The sequence below is a fragment of the Lysobacter sp. Hz25 genome, assembly GCF_046097045.1.
Taxonomy (GTDB): domain Bacteria; phylum Pseudomonadota; class Gammaproteobacteria; order Xanthomonadales; family Xanthomonadaceae; genus Lysobacter; species Lysobacter antibioticus_B.
The window spans coordinates 2,629,411-2,650,673 of sequence record NZ_CP175666.1 but is presented as its reverse complement, the minus strand read 5'-3'; the positions used below and the strand labels follow the sequence as shown (position 1 = coordinate 2,650,673).

Genomic DNA, 21,263 nt, shown 5'->3' with positions numbered 1-21,263 from the left:
TCGTTTTAGGTGCCGCACCTTTGCTTGAAGCCGGATTACTACGTGAGAACGCCGGCGTTTACGCCAGCCGCGTACCGTTAGGCACCGGCCGTTCGAGGGTGGTGATGACCACGCCGTCCTCGGTCGGGAAACCGGTCAGCAGGAATTCGGACACGAACGGCCCGATCTGCTTCGGCGGGAAATTGATCACCCCGACGATCTGCCGCCCGACCAGTTCCTCGGCCGAATACAGCTGACGGATCTGCGCGCTGGTCTTGCGCAGGCCGTGCGGGCCGAAATCGACCCACAGCTTCCAGGCCGGCTTGCGCGCCTGCGGAAATTCCTCGACCTGGGTGACGGTACCGGCGCAGATCACGACTTTCTCGAAGTCGCTCCACGCGATCAGGCCCGTCTCGTTGCCGTTCGTATCGCTCATCCTGCCCTTCCTTCGCTGCGTTCTTTGTAGGCGTCCTTGAGTTGCGCCCAGGTGTAGCTCAGTTGCGCCGCCAGCAGGCCGGCGGGCTTCATCGCCGAGACCAGGCCGTAATCGGACAGCTCGCGCCAGCGCTCGTCGCCTTGGGCGATCGCCGCAGCGACGGTCTCGCCGGCGAAGGTCGTCGGCGCGACGCCGTGACCGCCGAACGCCTGGGCCAGCCACAGGCCGTCGCCGATGCGTCCGACCTGCGGCATCTGATGGCGCGCATAGCTCATCAGCCCCGACCAGGCGTAGTCGATCCGGATACCGGCCAATTGCGGGAATACCTTGAGCAGGTCGCGGTAGAGCAAGCGCTTGACCGCTTCAGGCGAGCGATCCAGCACCGAGATGCGCCCGCCCCAGAGCAGGCGCGTGTCCGGCAGCGGCCGATAGTAGTCGAAGGCGAAACGCGTGTCGTACACCGCGGCGCGCGTATGCAAGGCATCGCCGAGTCGGTCGCCGAGCGGCTCGGTCACCATCACATAGGTCGCGATCGGCATCACCCCCGCATCGACCTCGCGGCGCAGACCGGCCAGGTAACCGCCGCAGGCCAACACGACTTGCTCGGCCTCGATCTCGCCGCGTTCGGTCTTGATCCGCCAGGCCGAGCCCTGACGCTCCAGCGCGAGCGCCGGGCTGCGTTCGTGCACGGCGACACCGAGAACTTCGGCCAAGGACGCCAAGCCATGGGCGTACTTGAGCGGATGAAAATGCAAGGCCTGCGGCTCGAACAAGGCCTCGTGGTAGCGCTCGCTGCGCACCTGCTCGCGCAGGCGTTCGCGCGACCACCATTGCCAGTCGACGCCGTAGTGGCCGGCCAACAAGGCCTGGCGCGAGCGCAGCACCTCGGGGTCGCGAAACCAGTTGGCCCAGATCACCCCGGCCTCGATGGCATCGCAAGCGATGCCGTGGCGATGGATGCGCGAACGGATCAGTTCGACCGCGTCGGTGGTGCCGGCGTACAGCGCGCGGGCGCGCTGCGGACCGAGTTCGCGCAGCAAGGCGTCCTCGCCGCGCGAAAAACCGCCGAACACGAAGCCGCCGTTGCGGCCCGAGGCGCCATGGCCGATCTCCTGCGCTTCGATCAGGGTCACTTCGCTCAGGCCGCGCTCGGCCAAGCCCAAGGCGGTGTTGAGCCCGGCGAAACCGCCGCCGATCACGCACACCTGCGTTTGCCGCTTTCCTTCGAACACGGGCCAGGAAGGCTGGCGTTCGAGACTGGCGCGGTAATAGCTTTCGGCGGGTATGGACATGAGCGGGTCGCAACGGGTTTGATGATGCCGGTCGGCCGTCGCGGCGACCGGTGCCTGACCGCGCCGCCACACCGAACGCCGAGACGCAGACGATGGACATCCACCGCGCCGACCTAGCCTACCGCAGACGCAGCCTGTGGCTGCTGGCCGCGCTCCTGGGCGTTTGCGCGATCGGGTTGTGGCTGTTGCACGGCTGGCTGCAGACGGTACAGGCGCATGCGCTGGCCAGCACGCCACAGGAAGCGCGGCGCTGGCTGCGCGGCGCGATCGCCGCGATGCTGATCATGCCGGCCTTGCCGAGCGCCCTGTGGGGGCGCAGCCTGCGCCGGCTCGGCCGGGCCGCGCGCGAGGAGGGCCGGTTTCCGCCGCGCGCCTGGAAGACCTACCGCGACGTCCGGGTACTGCGCGAACAGGCCGCATTGCAATGGTCGCGGCGCAGCGAGCGCCTGGGCCGTATCGCGCAAGGCGCCGCCGGAGCATTCGCGGCGGCGGCCGTAGCGGCCTGGATCTGGCTCAGCTGAGCGCAGCCAGCGCTCGATAACGAAGTGGGCCGCATTCGCGGCCCACGAGTCGTACGATCGTGCCCCCGGGCGGAACTACTCGAGATCTTCGACGCCGAGTTCGTTGAGTGCGTTCTGCATCAACTGGCGCGCCGAGTCGCTGAGCTTTTCGTGGTCGAGGGCGTAACGGATCGTGGCTTCGATCAGGCCCAGGTGGGTACCGCAGTCGAAGCGCGTGCCCTGGAAACGGTAGGCGTTGACCGTCTCGCGTTCGAGCAGGGTCGCAATGGCGTCGGTGAGCTGGATCTCGCCGCCGGCGCCGGGCGTGGTGGTTTCGAGCAATTCGAAGATGCCCGGATTGAGCACGTAACGGCCGACCACGGCGAGCGTGCTCGGCGCCACGTCCGGCTCGGGTTTCTCGACGATGGCGCGAATCCGCCCCTGTCGGGCCTGGAAGGCGTCGGTGGCGACGATGCCGTAGCTGGCGGTCTGTTCGCGCGGCACGTCCTGCACGGCGATCACACTGGCGCCGCTGCTCTGCGCGGCGTCGGCCATCTGCTTGAGCGCGCCCGGGCCGCGATTCCAGATCACGTCGTCGGGCAGCAACACCGCGAAGGGTTCGTTGCCGATCACTTCCTTGGCGCACAGCACCGCATGGCCCAGGCCCAGCGCTTCGGCCTGGGTCACGAACACCGCACGCACGCCCTCGGGCAACACGTTGCGGATCAGTTCGAGCTGTTCGGTCTTGCCGGAGCGTTCGAGCTTGTGTTCGAGCTCGTAGGCCTTGTCGAAGTAGTCGGCGACCGCGTGCTTGTAGCGGTTGGTGATGAACACCAGGGTGTCGCAACCGGCTTCGATCGCCTCATCCACGGCGTACTGGATCAGCGGCCGATCGATGATCGGCAGCATCTCCTTCGGCACGGTCTTGGTCGCGGGGAGAAAACGGGTGCCGAGGCCGGCGACCGGAAAAACAGCCTTGCGAATACGTGCGGCCATCAAATCTTCCTGGCGTTGCGGGCGGGGAATGCCACCACCGTAGCCGATTCCTTGTAATCAGGATGTTCACCGACCGGACGGAACTCCGGCACGGCGATGCGCAACAGCGTGCTGAGCGCCTCGCGGTCGTAGCGGATCGACGCCTCGCGCAGTTGCTGCAAGGAATTTTCCAGCGCCACCGACGCGACGTCGCGCGGCTCGGCCTGGAGGATCTTCGGATGCACCGTCGGGCGATAACGCTCGTCGGCGTGGAACAAGGTCTCGTGCAGCTTCTCGCCCGGGCGCAGGCCGGTGTAGACGATGGCGACATCGCGGCCCGGGGTCTTGCCGGCCAGGCGGATCATCTGCTCGGCCAGCAGGCGGATCGGCACCGGCTCGCCCATGTCGAGGGTGTAGATCGCTTCGTGGGTGCCGATCGCCGAAGCCTGCAGGATCAACTGGCAGGCTTCCGGAATGGTCATGAAGAAACGCGTGACCTCCGGATCGGTGACCGTGACCGGGCCGCCGCTGCGGATCTGTTCGCGGAACAGCGGCACCACGCTGCCGGCCGAGTCGAGCACATTGCCGAAGCGCACGGTGACGAAACGAGTGGCGCGCTGGTCGGCCAGCGACTGGCAGGTCATCTCGGCCAGACGCTTGGTCGCGCCGAGCACGTTGACCGGGTCGACCGCCTTGTCGGTGGAGATCAGTACGAAGGTGCCGACGCCGGCCGCGCGGCAGGCGCGCGCCACCGTTTCGGTGGTCAACACGTTGTTGCGCACCGCCTCGCGCAACTGCGCTTCCAGCAACGGCACCTGCTTGTAGGCGGCGGCATGGAAAGCGGCGTCGGGTGCGGCGAGCTTGAGGGCGTACTCGATGAGCGCCTTGTCGCCGCAGTCGCCGAGGATCGGAATGAATTCGACGTCGGGGAAATCGCGGCGCAGCGCGGTCTCGGTGGTGACCAGGGCCAGCTCGTCGATCTCGATCAGGGCGATGCGCCCGGCGCCGTGGCGCGCGCATTGGCGGCACAGCTCAGAACCGATCGAGCCGCCGGCGCCGGTGACCAGGACCGAACGCGCGCCGAGCCAGGCGCGAATCGCCTTCCAATCCGGCAGCACCGGCTTGCGGCCGAGCAAGTCCTCGATCGCGACTTCCTTGAGCTCGCCGGGCAGCGAGCGCCCTTCGAGCACATCTTGCAGGCGCGGCACCATGCGGAACGGCACGCCGGTGCGTTCGCAGGCCATGACCACGCGCTGCATCGCATTGGCATCGGCCGAGGGCATGGCGATGACCAGCAGCTTGGCTGCGGTCTCGCGGGCGATCTCGGCGACGTCGTCGACGTTGCCGAGCACCGGCACGCCCTGGACTTTGCTGCCGCGCAAGCGCGCAGCGTCGTCGAGGAAACCGATCGGGTGGTAGGTGCCGAAGCGGCGCAGGTCGCGGACCAGGGCCTCGCCGGCGCGGCCGGCGCCGAGGATCAAAATTCTCACCGAGACCGCATTGGCGCTGTCGATGCGGCTGTCCTTCCAGGCCCGGTACAGCAGGCGCGGCGCGCCCAGCATGCCCATCAGCACCAGCGGGTACAGCACCAGCACGGTGCGCGGCACGGCATCGACGCGGTTATACAGGAACAGACCCAGGACGATCGCGAACAGGCCCAGCATGCAGGCCTTGAAGATGTTCCACAGGTCGGGCACGCCGGCGAAACGCCACAGGCCGCGGTACAGGCCGACCTGCCAGAACACCAATCCTTGCGCGGCCAGGACCAGGGCGATCTCGGTTGACCACAGCGGCAGGGTCGGAGGGGTCGCGGTGATGCCGAAGCGCAGCTTGTGCAGCGCCTGCCAGACCAGCCAGACCATCGCGAGATCGTGCGCAACCACCGCCAACCGGGGCAGGCCGCTTTTCAGACGATCGCGCAATGAACTCATTCCCTGCCCCTACTGAAGAAAATCAATCGGTTCGGCCCGCTCGGCCGCTCGGTTCGTCCAAGCTGATCGGGTCGCCGGTTTCGCGTCCGGTCTTCTGGATCAACCACCAGAAAAAAGCGCCGGACATATACCACGCGCCTCCCATACATAAGATGAAACCGGTTCGGACTTCGGTCACATAGCGCACGCAGACTACGGACAGCAGCGTGAAAACCGCATAGGCGAGGGTCACCCGGGTGTGACCGATGCGTCTGGCCCAAACCTGGTAAGCATGCTGAGTATGCGGCGTCCACCAGCGTTCGCCACGTCGGACCCGCCGCAGCAGGGTCAAGCCGGAGTCGACCATGAATGCGGTCAGCGGCAGCAGCAACAGGCCTGAACGCAGGCCGAGCCCGCTCGCGGCGAGCACACACAATGCAGCCACGGCATAGCCGATTGCGCCGCTGCCGACGTCGCCCATGAAGATGCGCGCGCGCGGGAAATTGAACGGCAGGAACCCGACGCAGGCCGCCAGCAAGGCCAGCGCCAGCCAGCTCCAGACCGGCCCGCCGAGCCAGACCAGGGCCAGCGCGACCAAAGCCGCCTGCGAAGCGGCCATGCCGTTGATGCCGTCCATGAAGTTCCAGACGTTGGTCAGTCCGACCGCCAGGGCGAACGCCGCCAGCGCCAGCCAGACATTGCCCAGGACGTACCAGACCGCGAACGCCAGCAAGGCCGCCGCGAAGGCATGCACCCCCAGGCGGAGCCACGGCGACAGCGGGCGGTGGTCGTCGACCCAGCCGATGCCGGCGATCGCCAACAGGCCGATGCCGAACGCCAACGCGAGCGGTGCGTGCGAGGGGAAGCGAATGCCGAGCGCGGCCGTGGCGATCAACACCGCGGCGACGATGGCGATGCCGCCGCCGCGCGGCGTGGCGACGCTATGGCTGCGGCGTTCGCCGGGCTCGTCGATGAGCCGGCTGTGCAGCGCATAGACGCGCGCCAGCCAAGTACCGGCGGCGCCGAGCGCCGCGTAGATCGCGATCCATTGCCACATCGCTCAGACCACCGCGTAGTTCAGCAGCGGCTTGACCGAACCCCATTCCTTGCAGCTCGGACATTGCCAGTGGTGACTACGGGCGCCGAAGCCGCAGCGGTTGCAGCGGTAACTCGGATTGCGCACCAGCAACTGGTCGGTAATGTGCTTGAGGTCGTGCAGGGTCGCCAGCGGGTCGGCGTTCTCGGCGATGGTCAGGTCGATCAGCGCCGCTTCGCCGCGCACCGAGGGCCGATCCTTGAGCTGGCGCGCCAGATAGGCGCGCGCGGCCGGCACGCCGTCTTCGGCTTCGACCATGCGGGTCAGCGCCAGCACCGGGGCGATGCCGCGATAGTGCTCGCACATCTCGGCCAGGAAGGCGCGCGCGCCGGTGGCGTCGCCGTCGCGTTCGTAGCAGCTCAGCAACGCCGGCAGTACTTCCGGCAGGTAATCGGGGTCGGCGCGGGCGACGCGCTCGAAGGCGCGGATCGCCGCGGCATCGTTGCCGGTTTCCACTTCGATGCGGCCTTCCAGCATGCCGGCGCGGACCGAGTTGGCATCGGCCTCGTAGGCGCGCTTGACCGCCGCGCGCGCGGCATCGGTGTCGCCGGCGGCGCGGTAGCGGTCGGCCAGCTCGCACTCGAACTGGGCGATCAGCTTGCCCATCGGCTCGCCGGTCGCGGCTTCGTAGCGCTGGGCGTTCTCGATCGCCTTGTCCCAGTCGCGTTCGGACTGATAGATGCCGATCAAATGACGCAGCGCCAGCGGCGCGCGCATGTCCAGCGCGACCAGATCGCTGAATACCGTCTCGGCGCGGTCGAGCAAGCCCGAACGCATGTAGTCCTCGCCGAGCGCGAGCAAGGCCTGGACCTTCTGCTGATCGCTCAGGCCCGGCCGTTGCACCAGGGCCTGGTGCAGGCGGATCGCGCGGTCGACTTCGCCGCGGCGGCGGAACAAATGGCCGAGCGCGACCTGGGTCTCGAAGGTGTCCTTGTCGAGCTCGGCGATGTGCAGGAACAACTCGATCGCCTTGTCGGGCTGTTCGTTGAGCAGGTAGTTGAGGCCGCGGAAATAGGTGGTCGACAACCGGCTGACCTGGTTGTCGCTGTGCCGCTCGCCCCCTCGCCGCCCGATCACCCAGCCGCTCACGGCCGCGACCGGCAGCAACAGGAAGAACCAGAACCACTGGCTGATGAATTCCATGCTCAGACCTCGGGGCCGGTGAGCGCAGGCGCCGGCGCGGCGTTCGCCGCGCGCTCGGCGCGGCCGAGGCGGCGACGCAACGGCAGGACCACGCTGGCGCTGATGGCCAGGCCGCCGATCAGGGCGCCGAGCAACAGGGCGACGATCAGGGCGATGCCGAGCGAGGTCGCCGGGACGAAACCGATGCCGAGGTCGATGCTGACGATCTGGCGGTTCAAAGCGCCGAGGATCGCCCCTGCCGCGAGGCAGGCCAGGGCGATGAGGAGACGGATCACGCGCATGGGAGAGTTCCGGAGGTCGTGCACGATCTCGTGCGTGTCGCGCCTAGCTTAACGGACAGGCGCGGCCGCAGCGTAGACGCCGGGCGGGCTGGGATTAAGGGAAAGGACGAGGATGGCCCGCCCTGAAGCCGGCCCGGAGGTCGGTGGTGCGGTCGGGACGGTATATAAGGAAGGCGGCATCGCGGGATGCCGGGACAAACCTGGCCGAACGCGGGCGCTCAGGCCTCTTCGTCGAGCGGCGTCACGCCGCTGACGCGTTCGCGCAGTTCCTTGCCGGGCTTGAAATGCGGGACGTGCTTGCCGGGCAATGCGACCGACTCGCCGGTCTTCGGGTTGCGGCCCAGGCGTGGCGGACGGTAGTGCAGCGAAAAGCTGCCGAAGCCGCGGATTTCGATCCGCTCGCCGGCCGACAGGGCGCCGCCCATCATTTCCAGCAAAGCCTTCACCGCCAGATCCACATCGTCGCCCTTGAGGTGGGCCTGACGCTGCGAAAGGATCTCGATGAGTTCGGACTTGGTCATGGACGAAGCGTGGCCTTGCCTTAGGAAGGTCGTGAGAGAGTCGTGCGGACGTCGCGATCGGCTGCGATCCCCTACCGCAGACCGAAGGCGACCCGGCCATGCCGGGCCGCCTCGGCGGATACTTCGGTGTTGCCGGCCCGGATCGACCGGGCCGTATTGCCTGTAGCGTGACGCGTGCAGCGATTACTCGGACTTGCCGCCCAGACGCTCGCGCAGCAACGCGCCGAGGCTGGTGGTGCCGCTGGCGGCTTCGGAGGTCTGGCGGTTGTAATCGGCCATCGCTTCCTGCTGCTCGTGCTCGTCCTTGGCCTTGATCGACAGCTGCATGCTGCGGCCCTTGCGGTCGGTGCCGATGATCTTGGCTTCGACTTCCTGGCCGACCTTGAGGTACTGCGAAGCGTCTTCGACGCGCTCCTTGGCGATGTCGCGCGCGGCGACGTAGCCTTCGATGCCGTCGGCCAGTTCGATCGTCGCACCCTTGGCGTCGACTTCCTTGACCGTGCCCTTGACGATCGAGCCCTTGGCGTTGGAAGCCACGTACTGACCCATCGGGTCCTGCTCGAGCTGCTTCACGCCGAGGCTGATGCGCTCGCGCTCCGGATCCACGGCCAGGACCACGGCTTCCAGCGTGTCGCCCTTCTTGTAGTTGCGGACCACGTCTTCGCCGGTGGTGTTCCAGCTGATGTCCGACAGGTGGACCAGGCCATCGATACCGCCGTCCAGGCCGATGAAGATGCCGAAGTCGGTGATCGACTTGATCTGGCCTTCGACCTTGTCGCCCTTCTTGTGGATGGCCGCGAAGGTCTCCCACGGGTTCGAGGTGACCTGCTTCATGCCCAGCGAGATACGACGACGCTCTTCATCGACGTCGAGGACCATGACCTGAACTTCGTCGCCGACCTGCACGATCTTGGACGGGTTGACGTTCTTGTTGGTCCAATCCATCTCGGACACGTGCACCAGGCCTTCGACGCCCGGCTCGATCTCGACGAACGCGCCGTAATCGGTGACGTTGCTGACCTTGCCGAACACGCGGGTGTTGGCCGGGTAGCGGCGGGCGATGTTGTCCCACGGGTCCTCGCCCAGCTGCTTGAGGCCGAGGCTGACGCGGTTGCGCTCGCGGTCGTACTTGAGCACGCGGACGTCGAGTTCCTGACCGACTTCCACGACTTCCGACGGGTGACGCACGCGCTTCCACGCCATGTCGGTGATGTGCAGCAGGCCATCGATGCCGCCGAGGTCGACGAACGCACCGTAATCGGTGAGGTTCTTGACGACGCCCTTGAGGATCGCGCCTTCCTGCAGCTTCTCCATCAGCTGTTCGCGCTCGACGCTGTACTCGCTCTCGACCACCGCGCGGCGGGAGACGACGATGTTATTGCGCTTGCGGTCCAGCTTGATCAGCTTGAACTCGAGTTCCTTGCCTTCCAGGTAGGCGGAGTCGCGCACGGGGCGCACGTCCACCAACGAACCCGGCAGGAAGCCGCGGACATCCTTGATGTCGACGGTGAAACCACCCTTGACCTTGCCGCTGATGCGGCCGGTGATGGTCTCGTTCTTTTCGAGCGCCTCTTCGAGCTCGTCCCACACCATTGCGCGCTTGGCTTTCTCGCGCGACAGCACGGTTTCGCCAAAGCCGTTCTCGATCGAGTCGAGTGCGACCTTGACCTCGTCGCCCACGGCAACGTCGATCTCGCCGGCGTCGTTACGGAACTGTTCGATCGGCACAATGCCTTCGGACTTCAGGCCGGCGTTGATCACCACCACGTCGCCGCGGACTTCCACGACGGTACCGGTGACGATGGCGCCGGGCTTCAGCTTGGCGAGGTATTGCTGACTCTGCTCGAACAGTTCGGCAAATGATTCGGTCATTGGATTGGATATCTCGGTTAAACACACGGGCCGCACCGTCTGACATCGTTGCCGGACTGGCAACGCAAGCAGTACGTGGTCGACCCACCCGTTATGTGGCGCGATGGAGCTGCACCATGTGTTATTGGTTGATCCGGCGCAGGATTGCGACGGGGCTGTGAAACAACGTTTGCAACGGAACTTCTTGCAACGAAAGCGATCTGTAACCAAAACCTGCTACTACAAACCTGCTTACGACTGCACCTGCTTAAAACTGCCTCCGCTGCGGATGCATCGCGTGCGCTCGTGCCGTTCAGCGCGCAGGCAACAAAGCCAGCACCTGTTCGACTACCGTGTCGATGCCCAGACCGGTGGTATCGATGCGGACGGCATCTTCAGCCGGACGCAACGGCGCCACCGAACGCTGGGCGTCGCGGGCGTCGCGGGCAAGAATCTCCCGCAGCAGACCATCTAAAGTAACCGAAACCCCTTTGTCTTTCAACTGCTTATAGCGCCTTTCGGCCCTTTCGTCGGCGCTGGCGGTCAGGAAGACCTTGAACGGGGCGTCCGGGAAGATCACCGTGCCCATGTCGCGGCCGTCCGCGACCAGCCCCGGCGCCTGCCTGAACGCGCGTTGGCGGTCCTTGAGGGCGGCCCGGACTTCCGGGATCGCGGCGATCGCCGAGGCCGCGGCGCCGGCGGTTTCGGTGCGCAGCTCGTCGGTGGCGTCGACCTCGTTGACCAGGACCCTCAGCTCGCCGCGCTCGTCGTCGCGGAAGCCGATGTGGGTGTCGAAGGCGCAGCGGACCAGGGCCGCCGGGTCGGCCAGGTCGAGATCGGCCCAGCCCGCGGCGACGCCGACCGCACGGTAGAGGGCGCCGGAATCGAGGTAATGCCAGCCCAGGCGCTGCGCGACCAGGCGGCTGATGGTGCCCTTGCCCGAGCCCGAAGGCCCGTCGATGGTGAGGACCGGGATACTGCTGTTGTCTGAGGATGCGCTGTTCATGCGTATCATTATGCGACGGCAGCAGGGGTTTTCGGCTCGCGATCGCGGCCGATCGGCGCCAGGCGCCGCAGGGCGCAGGCCCGGGGCCGCCACCGAATCGGGCCGGCAAGCCCGAGCCTGCACCTTGCGGCCATGGGCTCATAGCGCATCGTCGCCAACGCGGCGATTTCGCCCTTCGTCGGCGCCGGCTGGATTTTTTTCACGCAAGCACTTGATCGGACGAAGATTTGTCCGCTACAATCGCGGGCTAACTTTTCCACCCCGCTTCTTTCACCTAATTTTTGCCGAGGTCTCTCATGAAGGTCCTGTCCTCCCTGAAGTCGGCGAAGGCCCGTCACCGCGACTGCAAAGTCGTCCGCCGCCGCGGCAAGGTCTTCGTGATTTGCAAGTCGAACCCCCGTTTCAAAGCGCGTCAGCGCTGAAACGAACCAGCCGGGTCAAAGCGCGTCAGCGCTGAAGCTCGCCGGCGGCTCCCGCCGCCCGAGGTTCGAAGTAGAAAGCCGCCGCAAGGCGGCTTTCTTCATTCTTATTGCCGCCCACCCCTCGGCTTCGCCAAACCGTGACGGCCGCACGCTGCCGTTAAGCGTCAGCTTGTGACTAGAATCCCCGCGTCCTTTGACGAGGTGGCTCTTCCATGAAATCGCGTATCGCCGTTGCCCCGCTGTTGCTCGCCCTGCTCGCCTTTTCCGGCGCCGTCTCTGCCGAGACTCTGCTGATCCAGCGCGTGCAGGAGGAAGGCAAGGCTTTGCTGCCGGCCCGTGGCCAGAGCATGGACCAGGTCAAGGCGCGCTACGGCGAGCCGACCCAGCGCATGGACCCGCGCGGCGGCCAGAAGCGCCAGTGGCCGCAGATCAACCGTTGGGTCTACCCGGCTTTCACCGTCTACTTCGAAAAGAGCCGGGTGATCGACGTGGTCGCCAACAAGGCCGACGCCGAGGAAATCGGGCCGAAACCGCCTATCCTTTGAGGCTATGAATAAAAACGTATTGCGCTTCCCCGCGGAGTGGGAACCCCAGTCCGCGGTGCTTATCGCTTGGCCGAACGCCGACACCGACTGGGCCGAGCGCCTGGGCGAGGTCGAGGAAACCTATATCGCCCTGGTCGCGGCCATCGTCCGCTACCAGCCCGTGCTGATCTGCGTGGCTGACGACGACGTCCAGGCCTATGCCCGCGCGCGCCTGTCCTCGGCGCGCATCGACATGGCCCGGGTGCGCTTCATCGAAGCGCCCTACGACGACACCTGGCTGCGCGACTCCGGTCCGATCAGCCTGCGCGACGGCGATGGCTTCCGCCTGCTCGACTTCCGCTTCACCGGCTGGGGCGGCAAGTTCGACGCCAGCCAGGACGACCTGCTGGTCGAACGCCTCACCGAGATGGGAACCTTCTCGAACAGTGTGCGGCAAAGCATTGATTTTGCCTTGGAAGGCGGCGCAATCGAGACCGACGGCGCCGGCACCTTGCTGAGTACCTGGCAGTGCCTGCACGAGCGCCACCCGCAGGCCAGCCGCGAGGACATCACCGCCAAGCTGGCCGGCTGGCTGCAGCAGAACCGGGTGCTGTGGCTGGACCACGGTTATCTCGAGGGCGACGACACCGACGCCCACATCGACACCCTGGCCCGCTTCGCCGCGCCCGACGCCATCGTTTACCAGGGCTGCGACGACCCGGCCGATTCGCACTACACCGAACTGCAGGCCATGGCCGCCGAACTGGCGGCGTTGCGCACCCGCGACGGCCAACCCTATCGTTTGTTCGCGTTGCCATGGGCGCAGCCGGTGATCGATGAAAACCGAAGGCTGGCGGCTAGTTACGCCAACTTCCTCATCATCAACGGCGCCGTGCTGATGCCGGCTTACGGCGATGCCGCCGACACCGAAGCCCAGGCCGTGCTGGCCCAGGCCTTCCCGGATCGCGACATCGTGCCGGTGCCCTGCCGCGCCCTGATCTGGCAGAACGGCAGCCTGCATTGCGTGACCATGCAGTTGCCGCAGGGGCTGGTGGCGGGCGACTGAGCCCGCTCCATGCAGGACATGCGCATCGCCTTGCTGATCGCCACCGCTGTGGCGATCAGCCTGTATTGCCTCGGCCTGATCGCGGCCGCATGGTGGGCGCCGTCATTGCGGCGGCTGATGCCGTTCCGTCCGCGTTGGCAGGACGGTGTGCGCACAGGCCCTTGGGGCATGACTGCGTAAGCGCTTAGCCTGCAATGCCTGGTACTGATGATCGCGACCAAATCGATCGGTTGGGACCATGCGTTCAAATGGACTTTTACCGGCTTTCTCATCAGCGGCGTAGCCACCTTCGCAATCTGGGCCTGCGACGCCGCGATCGATCAGGAAAGAAATCGCGATTGAAGGTGATCGACGCCGCCACCGCGCGGACGTCCGACGCGTCCCGTCTACAATGACATCGCACCTCGTCTGGACCGCTTACCCATGAAGAAGACCACCCTGCCCGTCGCCCTGATCCAGGACCGCGACCACGGCTCGCGCGAGGCCAACCTGGCCAACATCGAAGCCCGCGTCGGCGAAGCGGCCAAGCGCGGCGCGCGCCTGGTGCTGCTGCAGGAACTGCATAACGGGCCGTACTTCTGCCAGCACGAGTCGGTCGCCGAGTTCGACCTGGCCGAGCCGATTCCCGGCCCGAGCACCGAGCGCCTGGCCGCCCTGGCCAAGCAACACGGTGTGGTCCTGGTCAGTTCGCTGTTCGAGCGTCGCGCGGCCGGGCTGTACCACAACACTGCGGTGGTCTATGAGGCCGACGGCTCGATCGCCGGCAAGTACCGCAAGATGCATATCCCCGACGATCCGGGCTTCTACGAGAAGTTCTACTTCACCCCGGGCGACATCGGCTTCGAGCCGATCGACACCTCGGTCGGCCGCCTCGGCGTACTGGTGTGCTGGGACCAGTGGTACCCGGAAGGCGCCCGTCTGATGGCCCTGGCCGGCGCCGAGCTGCTGCTGTATCCGACCGCCATCGGCTGGGACCCGGACGACCAGCAGGACGAGAAGGACCGCCAGCGCAACGCCTGGATCCTCAGCCATCGCGGCCACGCGGTCGCCAACGGCCTGCCGGTGCTCAGCGTCAACCGGGTCGGCCACGAACCCTCACCGATCGGCGCCTCCGGCATCCAGTTCTGGGGTTCCAGCCACGTGCTCGGGCCGCAGGGCGAGTTCCTGGCCGAGGCCAAGACCCAGGAGCCGGAAATCGTGATGGCCGAAGTCGACCTCGGCCGCAGCGAGCACGTGCGGCGGATCTGGCCGTTCCTGCGCGACCGCCGCATCGACGCCTACGCCGACCTGCTCAAGCGGTACCGCGATTGAACGCGGACGCTCGTCCCTCGCCCTTGCTGCGTCCTGCGGTCGACGCCGACCTCGACGCGATCACCGCGCTGTATGCGCGGGAAGTGCGTGAGGGCCTGGCGACCTACGAGTACGACGAACCCGATGCCGCCGAGATGCGCCGACGCTGGCGCACGATCGTCGACGCCGGCTATCCCTACCTGGTCGCCGAGCACGACGGCGCTTTCGCCGGCTATGCCTATGCGACGGCCTACCGCAGCCGCATCGGCTATCGCTGGACGGTCGAGAACTCGGTCTACGTCGCCCCGGACTTCCACGGCCGCGGCATCGGCCGCGCCCTGATGCAGCGCTTGATCGAGGATTGCACCGCGCTCGGCTTCCGACAGATGGTCGCGGTGATCGGCGACGGCAGCAACCAGGCCTCGGTGGCTTTGCACGAACGCCTGGGTTTCAAGCCCGGCGGCGTATTCCCCGGCCTGGGCCGCAAGCACGGCCGCTGGCTCGATACCGTGCAGTTGGTACGCGCGCTCGGCGACGGCGACCAGGGCGAGCCCGACGAAGGCGTGCCGGGCCTGCGCTGATCGCCATCCGGCGATGGGCTTCGACGCGTCACGCCGTCATCGAGGTCTTGGCGTTCCCTCCGTCTGAACCCTCTCGCAGCCGATGCCCATGCCGGACTCCGGGCGACCGGTCGTGACCGCCGATAGCCGCGGTCCCAGTTCTCATTACGTGCAGTAGCAGAGCGCTCGGGATCGCACTGCGACCCAGGCCCGTGGCAAGGCCGGCTTCGTCCGGTAAGCTGAACAGCGATTGCCGACGAACGGTCGCAATAAAACGAACGGACGTGCTATTTTGAATTCATGTCGATGCTGACCGCTACCGTCAAAGGCGCCGCCACCCGCGACGCGATCCTCGAACAGGCCTACGGCATCGCCTCGTCGGCCGGGCTGGAAGGCTTGTCGATCGGCCCGCTGGCAGCCGCGGTCGGCATGTCGAAGAGCGGCGTGTTCGCCCACTTCGGTTCGCGCGAAGACTTGCAGCTGGCGGTGCTGGACATGGCCAGCCAGCGTTTCGTCGAATATGTGCTGTTGCCGGCACTGCAACACCCGCGCGGCCTGCCGCGCCTGCGCGCCATCGTCGATGCCTGGTTCGATTGGGCGCGCCACACCGAAGGCGGCTGCGTCCTGCTCGGCGCGGTCAGCGAGTACGACGACCGCCCCGGCACGCTGCGCGATGCCGTGGTCGACCAGCAAAAGCGCTGGCACCAGGTGCTGGGCAAGGCCGTGCAACTGGCCATCGACACCGGCGAACTCGGCGCCGACACCGACACCGCCCAACTCGCCTTCGAAATCTACGGCGTGGCCCTGGTCGTGCACCACGACTCCGGCCTGTTCGGCTACGACTCCGCGACCGAACGCGGGCACCGCGCCTACGAGCGCCTGATCCGTTCCTACGCTTCCTCCCCCACCGCCTGAGCGACCGACGAGGTTCGTCATGTATCCGCTTATCGCCAAAATTAGCACGACCGTTCGTAACATGTTGAAATTGTACGGCCTGCGCTTGGGTTTCCTGGTCGGCGCCTGGTTCGCGCCCGACGCCACCATGCACCGGGTGGCGACCTTGTTCTGCACGCCGTTCGCTTCGACCCGCACGCGCGCGCTCGCCGCGCCGACCCACGGCGCCCGTGAGGAGTCGCTGGAGGTCGACGGCCAGCGCATCGCCACCTATGTCTGGGGCGACCCGCAGCGCCAGCCTTATGTGTTGTTCGCCCATGGCTGGTCGAGCCATGGCACCCGCATCGCCAAGTGGTTACCGGCGCTGTCCGCTGCCGGCTACGCGGTGGTGGCGTTCGACCAGCCCGCTCACGGCAAGAGCGCCGGCCGCCTCGCCACCCTGCCCGACTTCACCCGCCACCTGTTCGCCGTCGGCCAGCACTACGGCCCGGCTGCGGTGGTGATCGGTCATTCGCTCGGCGGCGCCGCGGCGTTGTTGGCGATGGCGCGCGGCATGCGCGCCGAACGCGCGGTGCTGATCGCGCCCGCGGCCGACCCGGTGGCGGCGGTGAAGCGTTTCGCCCGCTTCCTGTGGGTCGGCGAAGACATCTGCCGGCGCCTGTTCGCCTATTACGAGGCGCATATCGGCATCAGCTTCGATTCGCAGCAGGCGCACCGCAACGCGCCCGGCATCGCCAGCCCGGCCCTGATCGTGCACGACCTGGACGACCGCGAAGTGCCCTGGGCCGAGGGCGAACGTTATGCGCGTTACTGGCCCGATTCGCGTCTGCTCAGCACCCAGGGACTGGGCCACAACCGCATCGCCGACGACGGCAACGTGATCGTCGCCGCCCTGCGTTTCCTGCACGGCGAACAGGTCGGCGACAAAGTGGTGTCCAGCGAGAACCTGCCCTACGGCTTCGCCTGAACCCGGCCCAGCGGCGCCCGCGAACACCGGCCGCCGCGACTCGATGGGAAATCGCTCGCGGGGAGAGCCGCCGCGGAGAGCCGCCGCGGCGGGCACGCTGCAATGCCCTCCCGGCCGTTTCGTGAACGCGACCGCGTTCATTGCCGGCCCCGGTTGCAGGCTCTAAGCTCTGCCCCCATACGGTAGGAGTCGCCGTCCGGCAACGGAGCGGCTTCACCCCATCGATTCCACCCGCTTCGGCACAAGACGGCGCCTTTGGGCGCCGTTGTGTTTGCCGGGGCCGCCACCGGGCCGCTGCATGCATCCGTTCTCGAGTTCGTCCATCCGTCGACTGCGCGGGCTGCGCGCATGAGCGAGTCGTTGTTGGCGCCGGCGGGCACCGGCCTGCAGGACGTGCTCGCCACGCAGCCGCACGCAGTGGTCGAACGCGACGGCGTGCGCTACACCCTGCTCGGTACCGCCCACGTATCGCAGGCCAGCGTCGATGCGGTGCGCGATGCGGTCGGCAGCGGCGCCTTCGATGCGGTCGCGGTCGAACTCGACCCGCAGCGCCTGCAGGCCCTGACCGATCCGGACGCGCTGGCCAAGCTCGACCTGATCCAGGTGATCCGTTCCGGCAAGACCGCACTGTTCGCCGCCAATCTGGCCTTGGCCGCATACCAGCGCCGGCTCGCCGAACAGCTCGGCATCGAACCCGGCGCCGAGCTCAAGCGTGCGGTGCTGGAAGCGCGGCAACGCGACCTGCCGGTGCACCTGATCGATCGCGAAGTCGGCCTGACCTTCAAACGCGCCTCCTCCAAGCTCGGTTTCTGGGGCCGCGCCAAACTCGGCGTCGGCCTGATCAGCGGCCTGTTCGCCGCCGACGAGGTCGGCGAAGAAGAGATCGAGAAACTCAAGCAAGGCGACATGCTCGAATCGAGCTTCGGCGAATTCGCCGCCGAAAGCCCGGAGCTGTACGAGACCGTGATCGCCGAACGCGACCGCTACATGGCCGCACGCCTGCGCGAGACCCACGGCGATGCGCGCGAAGTGCTGGCCGTGGTCGGCGCCGGCCACCTGCAAGGTCTGGCCCGGCATCTGCGCGAAGACACCGAAGACCCGGTCGCCCAACGCACCGCGCTCGAACAGGTCACCACCAAGAGCAAGGTGCCGTGGGTGATGATCGTGATCACCTCGCTGATCATCGCCGGCATCGCCTGGGGCTTCTGGAAGGGCGGCGCGGCGATGGGCGCCGACCTGCTGCTGCAATGGGTGCTGTTCACCGGCGGCCTGGCCGCGCTGGGCTGCCTGCTCGCCGGCGGCCATCCCTTCAGCATCATCACCGCCGCGGTGGTCGCGCCGTTGAAACCGTTCCGCCCCGGCGTACCGACCGGCGCGCTCAGCGCCCTGGTCGAAGTGCATCGGCGCAAGCCGGCCTACGGCGACTTCATGGCGCTGCGCGACGACGCGCAGACGCTCAAAGGCTGGTACCGCAACCGCGTCGCCCGCGTGGTGCTGAACTTCATGCTGACCAACATCGGCACCGGCATCGGCGTGTGGCTGGCCGGGTTCCGCATCGCGAGCAAGCTGGTCGGTTAAGGGGCCGGATTTACGCCGCGCAGCTTCGCCGTCACACCCTATCGCCCCCTTTTGAGAAGGGGGCAAGCGCCCGGCGCAGGATCGTTGCAGACGAGAAGACCGAGCGCGGGGGCGCCTCTGCACCGATGACGCTGCGTGGAAGAGCAAGCTCCCCTTGCCCCCTGATTACAAGGGGAAAATGTGACGAGGCGATCGAGGCAGAAGAGCGGCTATCGGAATGAAGAAGCTTCCGTATCGCTAAGGCTCAACGAATCGGCAGCTTCAGGCGCCGTCCGTTCCAGTCCAGGACCACACCGTCGGTCCTGATCGCCACCAGCACGGCATCGCCGATGCGGCCGCCTTCGGACAGGCGCTGGCCGTCGATGATCACGAACCGCTGCGCCGGTGCGTCGTTCCACATGTGCATGCTCAGTTTGAGCGGCGGCAGCTGTTTGCGCTCGGCGACCGGAAGGTCGGCGAGTAGCAACAGGCCTTCGTTGCGCTCGACGGCCACCGGCGCCGGCGGCGCGGGCGGTGCTAGCGGCAACGGTTCCGGCACCGCGATGGGCGGCGCCGGCCGAGGCTCCAGCTCCGGCTCCGGCGCCGGCGCCGGCGCCGGCGGCGCGCGCGGCGCGACCGCGACAGTGTCTTTATTCGTCTCCCTCTCCGGCTTCGTATCCGCAGGCGCCAGGGGCGCTGGCGCCGCGACGACGGCCGGGCTCGCCGGCACCGGTGCGGGTGCTGCCGGCCTTGGCTCTGGTTCCGATTCTGATTCTGGCAACGGCTCGACCGGAGCAGCAGGCGACTCGGCGATCGCGGGCGCTTCGATCCGAGGCGGCCCGGCATCGGCGATCCGATCGCGCTGGCCCACTTCGCCCGTGCTATCGGCGAGGGGTTCGACGGGCGGGCTCTGCCGACTGCCGAGCCACCAGGCGAGCGCCGCGACGACGACCGCAGCGAGCACCAGCCACCACCAGATCGGCTTGGTTTGAGGCTGCACGCGGGTCACCGGCGGCAGTTCCGCGTACAAATCGGGCGACTCGCCGCGTCGGCGTTCGGCCTCGGATTTGCGCAGGGCTTCGAGAATCAACGACATCGTTTACTCCAGCACCGGCTGCAGACGCGGGCCTTCGTCGCCTGACGACAGCGCGAGCATGGTCTCCGGACCGACGACGCCGTCGCTGAGCAAACCGCGTGCGGTCTGGAAACGGCGCACGTCCTCGATGCTCGCGCCGCCGGCCGCGGTGGCGCCGAGCCGCTGGCGCAACCACTCGCCGCGCACACCGCCGGCGCGGGGCGACAACGACGACCCCAAGCCCTCGGGGCCGCGCCATACAGCGGCATATTCGCCGGTCCATAAACGTTCGAGTGCGGCGCGCTCGGTGTCGAATGAAGTCCCGTCCAGCGACAAACGCACCTTGTTCGCATCCACCCCGCTCAGCAGCACCCAGGGATCACGCACGCCGAGACGCAGATGCAGCAGCACCGGACGGCCGAACTCGATCAGTTTTTCCAGACTCGCCTCACCGCGCAGGCAATAGACTCCGGGAGCGATAGGGGGGACACATCGCGACGCTGCGGCGACGGCGACCTCATCCGTCGGCAGCTGCCACGCGCTCAGCAACTGCCGCCATGCCGGCAGCGAAGCGACCTCGGCCGCAGCGACACGCTGCGCGAAAGCGGTCTCGTCCAGCTGCGGCGTTGCAGTCGGGTCGTTCGCTACAGCCGCCCGTTCCGCGCCCGCTTCGGTCTTCGCTGCCGATGGCGTCTTATCCGCATCCGTGGCGCCGGCCTGGCCGCCCGGCTTCGCCGGCGTCTTCGCGATGAGCGCGCTGTTCCCCGCCCCGGCCTGGCCCGCCGATGCGTTCGCCGTGGCCGGTGGCGGCTGCGTCCACCACCACAGCGCTCCAAGCGCCAACGCGACTAAGGCCGCGGCAGAAAGAATGGCGAGGCGCTGGTGCGAAACGCCTCGCTGGCTCGGCGCCAGCGCTTCGGCCGCGGCCCGGTTTACGGTGCTCTCGTCGACCTGGATGTTGTCGTGAGCGTAACCGCCGAGCAAAGCGCGTTCGGCGATCACGTTGATCAGTCTCGGCACGCCGCCGGAATGCGCGTGAATGCGCTTGATCGCGCCGGGCGTGAACGGCAAGCGCTGGCCGCCCGCGATGCGATAGCGATGGCGCAGAAAGGCCGTGGTTTCGTCTGCGCTCAACGGGGTCAAGTGGAAACGTGCGGTGATGCGCTGCGAGAGTTGGCGCATGTCCGGGCGCGCGAGCATGACGCGCAGCTCGGGCTGGCCGAGCAGGATGATCTGCAGCAGCTTCTGGGTGTCGGTTTCCAGGTTGGTCAGCAGCCGCACCTGCTCCAGCGCTTCCAACGAGAGGTTTTGCGCCTCGTCGATGATCAACACCACCCGCAGGCCCTGCGCATAGGCGCCGAGCAGGTAGGCATTGAGGGCGTCGACCAGGGCCTTGACGCTGCCGCGCTTGCCGGCCAGATCGAGGTGCAGTTCCTCGCAGATCGTTTCGAGCAGCTCGACCGGGCTCAGGCGCGGGTTCAGCACCAGGGCGACGTGGGTCTTCTCGGGCAGTTGTTCGAGCAGCAGCCGGCACAGGGTGGTCTTGCCGGTGCCGACTTCGCCGGTGAGCTGGACGAAACCGCCGCCCCCGCCCTGGCCGATACCGAACAGCAGGTGCGCGAGCGCATCCCGGTGGCGCTCGCTGAGAAACACGAAGCGCGGATCGGGCGTGATCGAGAACGGCGGCTCCTTCAGGCCATAGTGCTCGAGGTACATGCGCGTCGTCGTGGCTTTGAGGCGCCTAGCCTGCCACGAAATCGTATTGGCGCGCGCCCTGCCCTCGCCGGGACTGCGCGCGGCACAAAAGGAACGTGCGTTCCGGCCGGTTTCGGCCTCTGAAGCGCCCACGCCCCCCGTGGAAGGGATATACCAGCGCCCCGACCAGCCGGGGGACGCTTCGGGCGGGTGCTCGCCGCGT

23 protein-coding genes are annotated in these 21,263 nt (G+C 67.3%); 11 read left to right on the top strand and 12 right to left on the bottom strand.

The window, feature by feature from the left end:
• Positions 1-58 precede the first annotated feature (58 nt).
• Complete coding sequence (locus tag ACKN61_RS11145) at positions 59-415, bottom strand: tRNA-binding protein (protein ID WP_408953504.1); 357 nt, start codon at positions 413-415, stop codon at positions 59-61.
• The gene (locus ACKN61_RS11140; protein ID WP_408953503.1) at positions 412-1,707 is read right to left on the bottom strand and encodes an NAD(P)/FAD-dependent oxidoreductase; all 1,296 of its coding nucleotides are present in this window, start codon (positions 1,705-1,707) and stop codon (positions 412-414) included. The genes ACKN61_RS11145 and ACKN61_RS11140 overlap by 4 nt, the downstream gene beginning before the upstream one ends.
• Before the next feature lie 92 nt (positions 1,708-1,799).
• Here ACKN61_RS11140 and ACKN61_RS11135 point away from each other — a divergent pair, with 92 nt between their 5' ends.
• The gene (locus ACKN61_RS11135) at positions 1,800-2,228 is read left to right on the top strand and encodes a hypothetical protein (protein ID WP_408953502.1); all 429 of its coding nucleotides are present in this window, start codon (positions 1,800-1,802) and stop codon (positions 2,226-2,228) included.
• A 75-nt stretch (positions 2,229-2,303) separates the two neighbouring features.
• Here the strand turns inward: ACKN61_RS11135 and galU are convergent, their stop codons facing one another.
• The 8 genes from galU to cmk all read right to left on the bottom strand — a co-directional run bounded on the left by galU (position 2,304) and on the right by cmk (position 10,990).
• The gene (gene galU, locus ACKN61_RS11130) at positions 2,304-3,203 is read right to left on the bottom strand and encodes a UTP--glucose-1-phosphate uridylyltransferase GalU (protein ID WP_057917765.1); all 900 of its coding nucleotides are present in this window, start codon (positions 3,201-3,203) and stop codon (positions 2,304-2,306) included.
• The gene (locus ACKN61_RS11125; protein ID WP_408953501.1) at positions 3,203-5,113 is read right to left on the bottom strand and encodes a polysaccharide biosynthesis protein; all 1,911 of its coding nucleotides are present in this window, start codon (positions 5,111-5,113) and stop codon (positions 3,203-3,205) included. The genes galU and ACKN61_RS11125 overlap by 1 nt, the downstream gene beginning before the upstream one ends.
• Before the next feature lie 22 nt (positions 5,114-5,135).
• The gene (locus ACKN61_RS11120; RefSeq protein ID WP_408953500.1) at positions 5,136-6,149 is read right to left on the bottom strand and encodes an MraY family glycosyltransferase; all 1,014 of its coding nucleotides are present in this window, start codon (positions 6,147-6,149) and stop codon (positions 5,136-5,138) included.
• Between the two features lie 3 nt (positions 6,150-6,152).
• Positions 6,153-7,331 carry a lipopolysaccharide assembly protein LapB gene (gene lapB, locus ACKN61_RS11115; RefSeq protein WP_031371664.1) on the bottom strand — a complete coding sequence of 393 codons (1,179 nt, stop codon included), beginning with the start codon at positions 7,329-7,331 and terminating at the stop codon, positions 6,153-6,155.
• 2 nt (positions 7,332-7,333) lie between these two features.
• Positions 7,334-7,612 (bottom strand): lipopolysaccharide assembly protein LapA domain-containing protein, encoded by a 279-nt coding sequence (locus tag ACKN61_RS11110; RefSeq protein ID WP_408953499.1) that lies wholly within the window; start codon positions 7,610-7,612, stop codon positions 7,334-7,336.
• Between the two features lie 218 nt (positions 7,613-7,830).
• Entirely contained in the window at positions 7,831-8,133 is a 303-nt protein-coding gene (locus tag ACKN61_RS11105) for an integration host factor subunit beta (RefSeq protein ID WP_031371666.1), read from the bottom strand.
• Between the two features lie 183 nt (positions 8,134-8,316).
• Positions 8,317-10,005 (bottom strand): 30S ribosomal protein S1, encoded by a 1,689-nt coding sequence (gene rpsA / locus ACKN61_RS11100; RefSeq protein WP_031371667.1) that lies wholly within the window; start codon positions 10,003-10,005, stop codon positions 8,317-8,319.
• Between the two features lie 292 nt (positions 10,006-10,297).
• Entirely contained in the window at positions 10,298-10,990 is a 693-nt protein-coding gene (cmk, locus tag ACKN61_RS11095; RefSeq protein WP_031371668.1) for a (d)CMP kinase, read from the bottom strand.
• 296 nt (positions 10,991-11,286) lie between these two features.
• On the opposite strand from cmk, the gene ykgO reads away from it, so the two are divergent.
• The 10 genes from ykgO (at position 11,287) to ACKN61_RS11045 (ending at position 18,291) form a co-directional block, all read left to right on the top strand.
• Entirely contained in the window at positions 11,287-11,412 is a 126-nt protein-coding gene (ykgO, locus tag ACKN61_RS11090; protein ID WP_010342887.1) for a type B 50S ribosomal protein L36, read from the top strand.
• A 212-nt stretch (positions 11,413-11,624) separates the two neighbouring features.
• Entirely contained in the window at positions 11,625-11,957 is a 333-nt protein-coding gene (locus tag ACKN61_RS11085; protein WP_057917761.1) for a hypothetical protein, read from the top strand.
• A gap of 4 nt (positions 11,958-11,961) precedes the next feature.
• Entirely contained in the window at positions 11,962-13,002 is a 1,041-nt protein-coding gene (locus tag ACKN61_RS11080) for an agmatine/peptidylarginine deiminase (protein WP_408953498.1), read from the top strand.
• Between the two features lie 9 nt (positions 13,003-13,011).
• On the top strand, positions 13,012-13,182 hold the full coding sequence (locus tag ACKN61_RS11075) for a hypothetical protein (RefSeq protein WP_408953497.1): 171 nt from the start codon (positions 13,012-13,014) through the stop codon (positions 13,180-13,182).
• Positions 13,183-13,209: 27 nt separating this feature from the next.
• The gene (locus ACKN61_RS11070; protein WP_408953496.1) at positions 13,210-13,344 is read left to right on the top strand and encodes a hypothetical protein; all 135 of its coding nucleotides are present in this window, start codon (positions 13,210-13,212) and stop codon (positions 13,342-13,344) included.
• Positions 13,345-13,425: 81 nt separating this feature from the next.
• On the top strand, positions 13,426-14,313 hold the full coding sequence (locus ACKN61_RS11065) for a carbon-nitrogen hydrolase (protein ID WP_031371672.1): 888 nt from the start codon (positions 13,426-13,428) through the stop codon (positions 14,311-14,313).
• On the top strand, positions 14,310-14,873 hold the full coding sequence (locus tag ACKN61_RS11060) for an N-acetyltransferase family protein (protein WP_408953495.1): 564 nt from the start codon (positions 14,310-14,312) through the stop codon (positions 14,871-14,873). The genes ACKN61_RS11065 and ACKN61_RS11060 overlap by 4 nt, the downstream gene beginning before the upstream one ends.
• Before the next feature lie 285 nt (positions 14,874-15,158).
• On the top strand, positions 15,159-15,767 hold the full coding sequence (locus ACKN61_RS11055; protein ID WP_408953494.1) for a TetR/AcrR family transcriptional regulator: 609 nt from the start codon (positions 15,159-15,161) through the stop codon (positions 15,765-15,767).
• A 61-nt stretch (positions 15,768-15,828) separates the two neighbouring features.
• Positions 15,829-16,713: an alpha/beta hydrolase gene (locus ACKN61_RS11050; protein ID WP_408953493.1), complete on the top strand. Its 885-nt coding sequence runs from the start codon at positions 15,829-15,831 to the stop codon at positions 16,711-16,713.
• 348 nt (positions 16,714-17,061) lie between these two features.
• On the top strand, positions 17,062-18,291 hold the full coding sequence (locus ACKN61_RS11045) for a TraB/GumN family protein (RefSeq protein WP_408953492.1): 1,230 nt from the start codon (positions 17,062-17,064) through the stop codon (positions 18,289-18,291).
• Positions 18,292-18,535: 244 nt separating this feature from the next.
• Here the strand turns inward: ACKN61_RS11045 and ACKN61_RS11040 are convergent, their stop codons facing one another.
• Both ACKN61_RS11040 and ACKN61_RS11035 read right to left on the bottom strand, forming a co-directional pair.
• On the bottom strand, positions 18,536-19,366 hold the full coding sequence (locus ACKN61_RS11040) for a general secretion pathway protein GspB (protein WP_408953491.1): 831 nt from the start codon (positions 19,364-19,366) through the stop codon (positions 18,536-18,538).
• A 3-nt stretch (positions 19,367-19,369) separates the two neighbouring features.
• Positions 19,370-21,061, bottom strand: coding sequence for an AAA family ATPase (locus tag ACKN61_RS11035; protein ID WP_408953490.1), 1,692 nt, complete (start codon positions 21,059-21,061; stop codon positions 19,370-19,372).
• Positions 21,062-21,263 lie beyond the last annotated feature (202 nt).

Bases quoted from the DNA above. Each gene is read 5' to 3' on its own strand.
- ACKN61_RS11135 (WP_408953502.1), top strand. From the start codon at position 1,800: ATGGACATCCACCGCGCCGACCTAGCCTACCGCAGACGCAGCCTGTGG.
- galU (WP_057917765.1), bottom strand. From the start codon at position 3,203: ATGGCCGCACGTATTCGCAAGGCTGTTTTTCCGGTCGCCGGCCTCGGC.
- ACKN61_RS11070 (WP_408953496.1), top strand. From the start codon at position 13,210: ATGATCGCGACCAAATCGATCGGTTGGGACCATGCGTTCAAATGGACT.
- ACKN61_RS11080 (WP_408953498.1), top strand. From the start codon at position 11,962: ATGAATAAAAACGTATTGCGCTTCCCCGCGGAGTGGGAACCCCAGTCC.
- ykgO (WP_010342887.1), top strand. From the start codon at position 11,287: ATGAAGGTCCTGTCCTCCCTGAAGTCGGCGAAGGCCCGTCACCGCGAC.
- ACKN61_RS11065 (WP_031371672.1), top strand. From the start codon at position 13,426: ATGAAGAAGACCACCCTGCCCGTCGCCCTGATCCAGGACCGCGACCAC.
- ACKN61_RS11085 (WP_057917761.1), top strand. From the start codon at position 11,625: ATGAAATCGCGTATCGCCGTTGCCCCGCTGTTGCTCGCCCTGCTCGCC.
- ACKN61_RS11075 (WP_408953497.1), top strand. From the start codon at position 13,012: ATGCAGGACATGCGCATCGCCTTGCTGATCGCCACCGCTGTGGCGATC.
- ACKN61_RS11105 (WP_031371666.1), bottom strand. From the start codon at position 8,133: ATGACCAAGTCCGAACTCATCGAGATCCTTTCGCAGCGTCAGGCCCAC.
- lapB (WP_031371664.1), bottom strand. From the start codon at position 7,331: ATGGAATTCATCAGCCAGTGGTTCTGGTTCTTCCTGTTGCTGCCGGTC.
- ACKN61_RS11110 (WP_408953499.1), bottom strand. From the start codon at position 7,612: ATGCGCGTGATCCGTCTCCTCATCGCCCTGGCCTGCCTCGCGGCAGGG.
- ACKN61_RS11120 (WP_408953500.1), bottom strand. From the start codon at position 6,149: ATGTGGCAATGGATCGCGATCTACGCGGCGCTCGGCGCCGCCGGTACT.
- ACKN61_RS11140 (WP_408953503.1), bottom strand. From the start codon at position 1,707: ATGTCCATACCCGCCGAAAGCTATTACCGCGCCAGTCTCGAACGCCAG.
- ACKN61_RS11055 (WP_408953494.1), top strand. From the start codon at position 15,159: ATGCTGACCGCTACCGTCAAAGGCGCCGCCACCCGCGACGCGATCCTC.
- ACKN61_RS11045 (WP_408953492.1), top strand. From the start codon at position 17,062: ATGAGCGAGTCGTTGTTGGCGCCGGCGGGCACCGGCCTGCAGGACGTG.
- ACKN61_RS11040 (WP_408953491.1), bottom strand. From the start codon at position 19,366: ATGTCGTTGATTCTCGAAGCCCTGCGCAAATCCGAGGCCGAACGCCGA.
- cmk (WP_031371668.1), bottom strand. From the start codon at position 10,990: ATGAACAGCGCATCCTCAGACAACAGCAGTATCCCGGTCCTCACCATC.
- rpsA (WP_031371667.1), bottom strand. From the start codon at position 10,005: ATGACCGAATCATTTGCCGAACTGTTCGAGCAGAGTCAGCAATACCTC.
- ACKN61_RS11125 (WP_408953501.1), bottom strand. From the start codon at position 5,113: ATGAGTTCATTGCGCGATCGTCTGAAAAGCGGCCTGCCCCGGTTGGCG.
- ACKN61_RS11035 (WP_408953490.1), bottom strand. From the start codon at position 21,061: ATGTACCTCGAGCACTATGGCCTGAAGGAGCCGCCGTTCTCGATCACG.
- ACKN61_RS11145 (WP_408953504.1), bottom strand. From the start codon at position 415: ATGAGCGATACGAACGGCAACGAGACGGGCCTGATCGCGTGGAGCGAC.
- ACKN61_RS11050 (WP_408953493.1), top strand. From the start codon at position 15,829: ATGTTGAAATTGTACGGCCTGCGCTTGGGTTTCCTGGTCGGCGCCTGG.